1 protein-coding gene is annotated in these 610 nt (G+C 48.4%); it reads left to right on the top strand.

Going from position 1 to position 610, the window contains the following annotated elements:
• On the top strand, positions 1-610 hold a 610-nt coding region (locus AYJ08_RS05395), incomplete at both ends, for a C45 family autoproteolytic acyltransferase/hydrolase (RefSeq protein WP_231929011.1).

The raw sequence follows: 610 nt of genomic DNA, 5'->3' as shown, positions 1-610 counted from the left end.
CAACGCCTCTGGACCCGGCAGCAGATGCTTCAACAGTATTCCCCGGGTATTTGGGAGGAGCTTGAAGCCTTTTGCAGCCAAGCGAAGATGCCGATGAATCGTTTGCGCTATCTACATGAAAGCTGTATAGTGTCGGGATGCAGTCACTCTGTCGTACTTCCTAATAAGATGCGGGATGGCCATCTGTATGTATTGCGAAATTACGAATTTACCCCTGACTTAGACGACATGAGACTATGCTCAACTCGCGTACAGGGAACGTATGCACATACGGGCTTTAGCGGCTTATCATTTGGACGACATGAAGGTATGAACGATCAGGGACTATGCATCACAATGTCATCCTGCGGTCTGCCAGTAGGAATTCATCCAGGATTGCGTTCTCCAAAAGGAGAGGGTCTGCAATTCTGGACGGCAATTCGAACCATATTGGAGCACTGTCGCAATGTAGACGAAGCGTTGCAGCGATTGCGCGATATGCCCATCGTATCAAACGTGAACCTGTTAGTAGCAGATCCCAGTGAAGACGCGGCTTTAGTCGAAATCATGGATGGTGAAATCGCCAGTACGAAAATAGGAAAGAAGAGCGATACTCCTTACCTGATTGCTA

Source organism: Brevibacillus sp. SKDU10 (genome assembly GCF_001645205.1).
Taxonomy (GTDB): Bacteria; Bacillota; Bacilli; order Brevibacillales; family Brevibacillaceae; genus Brevibacillus_B; species Brevibacillus_B halotolerans.
The sequence above is the reverse complement of the archived record's forward strand: the minus strand, read 5'-3'. Positions and strand labels throughout refer to the sequence as shown.